Source organism: Kitasatospora griseola (assembly GCF_014648555.1).
GTDB classification, from domain to species: domain Bacteria; phylum Actinomycetota; class Actinomycetes; order Streptomycetales; family Streptomycetaceae; genus Kitasatospora; species Kitasatospora griseola.
The window spans coordinates 88,391-91,503 of sequence record NZ_BMRI01000020.1 but is presented as its reverse complement, the minus strand read 5'-3'; the positions used below and the strand labels follow the sequence as shown (position 1 = coordinate 91,503).

Here is a 3,113-nt window from a genome sequence, read left to right as displayed (position 1 = left end):
GGGTGGCTTGCCGGTCGATCTACTGAACTACTAAGTTGTCTCGTAGTTCTCGCCCGGACGGCGGGTGCCCCGACCCGAGGAGAAGACGCAGCGATGGGAACACACCGCCGCCCCCGACCCGCCGGACGCACCAGGACCGCCGTCCTCGGCGCGGCGGCCGGCGCAGCCGTCCTGCTGCCCACCGGATCGGCCTGGGCCGAGCCCGGCACCGCCGGCCTCGACCAGGTCAAGGCGAAGGTCGACAACCTGTACGAGGACGCCGAGGCGGCCACCGAGCAGTACAACAAGGTGAACGAGCGGGCCGGCCAACTCCAGGACCAGGCCGGCAAGTTGCAGGAACGACTGGCCGCCCAGCAGACGAAGATCCTGCAACTCCAGGACTCCCTGGGCGCGTTGGCCGCCGAGCAGTACCGCAGCGGCGGGATCGACCCCAGCATGCAGCTGATGCTCAGCAGTTCCCCCGACGAGTACCTGCAGAAGGCCGGCTTCCAGGAGCTGGCCGGCGGACAGCAGGCCGACGCCCTGCGCAGCGCCCTGCGGCTGCAGCAGTCCATCGACCAGGACCGGGCCGAAACCGCCGCCAAGCTCGACGAGTTGGAGCAGGCCCGCACCACCCTGTCGGCGAAGAAGACCGAGGTCCAGGGCAAGCTCGCCGAGGCCAGCCAGATCCTGGCCGGCCTCAAGGCCGCCGACCGGGCCCGCGTCCTCGGCGACAATCAGCAGGCCGCGTCCCGCAGTTCGGCCCGCGGCCAGACCTACACCGGCCCCGCCACCGGCCAGGTCAAGGCGATCCTGGACTTCGCCTACGCCCAACTCGGCAAGCCCTACAAGTGGGGCGCCGCCGGCCCCAACTCCTTCGACTGCTCCGGCCTCACCCAGATGGCCTTCCGGGCCGGCGGCGTCGGCCTCCCCCGGGTCTCCCAGGACCAGTGGAACGCCGGAAAGCGCATCGCCAAGGCCGACATCCAGCCCGGCGACCTGCTCTTCTACTACAACGACCTGCACCACGTCGGCATCTACATCGGCAACGGCAAGCTCCTGCACGCCCCCCGCACCGGCAAGAACGTCGAGATCGTCGACATGGACGTCATGCCGTACATGGGCGCCGTCCGCCCCTGACCGCCGCGCGACCGCGAACCCCGGCGGGCGGCGCTCCCGGCGGGCGGCGCTCTCTGCGGGCAGCGCTCCCGGCGGGCGGGCTCCGGACGGCTCTCGGCAGCCGGGCTCCCCTTTCCGGCCGGTTCCCCTTCCCGCCGGGGCGCAGTAGAAAGGGGCCATGGGCAGACAGCTGGGCCTCGTGCTCTACGTGCTGGCGATGGTGGGTCTGATCGTCGGACTGGACGTCGCGTTCTTCCGCGGCCACTTCTGGCCCCGGCTGATGCTGAACGTCGGCATCGTGCTGGTGTTCCTCGCGTGCTACCTGCGGTTCCTCAAACACTCATGAGCCGGAATCGCCCGACTCCGTGACGGGCAGGCACTCGGCGAGCAGGGCGAGCATGTCGCGCCAGGCGCGGTCGGCCTGGCGGGGGTGGTGGCCGACGCCGGGGACGACGACGGCGTCGCCGATGGGGTGGTGGAAGGCGTGCCGGGCGCCGCCGTAAACAGTCAGGCGCCAGTCGACGCCGGCGGCCTGCAGTTCGGCGGTGAACTCCTCGCGCCGGGCGACGGACATGATCGGGTCCTCGGAGCCGACGCCGGCCCAGACCGGGCAGGGGATGTTCGCGGCCTCGCCGGGGCGGCCGACGGTGACGGCGTTGAGGGTGCCGATGGCGCGCAGCGGGACTCCGGCGCGGCCGAGTTCGAGGGCGATGGCGCCGCCGGTGCCGTAGCCGATGGCGGCGATCCGGTCGGGGTCGGTGCGCGGCTCGGCGCGCAGCACGTCGAGCGCGGCGCGGCCGATCTCCCGCATCCGCTCGGGGTCGGCGAGCAACGGGAGGGCGCGGTCCAGCATCTCCTGCGGATCGGTGAACCAGCGGCCGCCGTTGATGTCGAACAGCAGTGCCACGTAGCCGAGTTCGGCGAGGGCGTCGGCCAGGCCGCGCTGGAAGTCGCTGATGCCGGGGCCCTCGGGGCCGATCAGGACGGCGGGTCGGCGGCCGGTGCCGGCGGGCAGCGCGAGGTGGCCGACCATGGTCAGGCCGTCGGCGGGGTAGCGGACCGTGCGGGTGGTGACCGTTGTCATGCCTCCGGACTGTACGGAGCGCCGGACCCGCTCGGTACGTTCTTAGCTGCGGGCAGAGCGGGCCGAGCGGGCCCGGGCCGGGTGGAAGGGGCGGGCGGATGCGGTTGCGGGATGTCGGGCCGGGCGACGTGGCGGCGTACGTCCGGATGCGGTGCGACCCGGCGATGATGGCCGAGTTGGGCGGGCCGCAGCCGGTCGCCCGCATGGCGGAGAAGGTCCGGCTCGATGTGGAGCGGACGGCGGCGGACGACTGGTGGGTCCGGATGATCGTCCCGGACGGGGCCGCGCCGGGGGCGGTCGCGGGGACGGTGACACTGTGGCCGCACGAGCTGGACGGCGCGCCGATCTCCGAGATCGGGTGGATGGTGCTGCCGGAGTTCCAGGGGCGCGGGCTGGCCAAGCGGGCCGTCCGCGAGGTGCTCGAAGCGGCCGGCGCGGACGGGCGCTGGGGCCGGGTGCACGCCTTCCCGGGGGCTTCGAACGGGGCGTCGAACGGGATCTGCCGTGCGCTCGGGTTCGAGCTGCTCGGCGAGCGCGAGGTGGAGTTCGCGGGGCGGGTGCTGCGGACCCGCCACTGGGTGGTCGAGCCGTGAGCGGATCCGCTGCCTGAACGGCGGGTTGGTGGCCCGGCCCGGCCGCGGGAGACGGTCGGCCGGGACGGGCCGGTCAGCGGGGCCGCGCCGTCACCGCTCGTGGCGGGTGCGCGGCTGCGGGGTGCGGGCGGACGGGCGCACGCTGCCCCCGACCGGACCGAGCGGGCGGCGCGGTGCGGGGATGGCCGGCGGGCGGGACTTCTGGAACATGCGGGGATCCTCGTTCTCGGTCGGCGGCCCACCCGTGGGACGGGGCAGGTCGGATGCGATCAGGATGCGGCACCCGCTCGGCCGCATCCGGACGGCGCAACGGGAAGCCACCCGAACGGGCCAGAGCG

At 73.6% G+C, this 3,113-nt stretch carries 4 protein-coding genes; 3 read left to right on the top strand and 1 reads right to left on the bottom strand.

The window, feature by feature from the left end:
* Positions 1-93 precede the first annotated feature (93 nt).
* Complete coding sequence (locus IEZ12_RS23875) at positions 94-1,119, top strand: C40 family peptidase (protein ID WP_189274527.1); 1,026 nt, start codon at positions 94-96, stop codon at positions 1,117-1,119.
* Positions 1,120-1,276: 157 nt separating this feature from the next.
* Entirely contained in the window at positions 1,277-1,444 is a 168-nt protein-coding gene (locus IEZ12_RS23870) for a hypothetical protein (protein WP_189274525.1), read from the top strand.
* Here IEZ12_RS23870 and IEZ12_RS23865 read toward each other — a convergent pair.
* Positions 1,439-2,182, bottom strand: a complete 744-nt coding sequence (locus IEZ12_RS23865; RefSeq protein WP_189274523.1) for a dienelactone hydrolase family protein — start codon at positions 2,180-2,182, stop codon at positions 1,439-1,441. The two genes, IEZ12_RS23870 and IEZ12_RS23865, sit on opposite strands and share 6 nt — an antisense overlap.
* A gap of 98 nt (positions 2,183-2,280) precedes the next feature.
* Between IEZ12_RS23865 and IEZ12_RS23860 the strand changes: the two genes are divergently transcribed.
* Positions 2,281-2,775, top strand: a complete 495-nt coding sequence (locus IEZ12_RS23860) for a GNAT family N-acetyltransferase (RefSeq protein ID WP_189274521.1) — start codon at positions 2,281-2,283, stop codon at positions 2,773-2,775.
* The last annotated feature ends 338 nt before the right edge of the window (positions 2,776-3,113 follow it).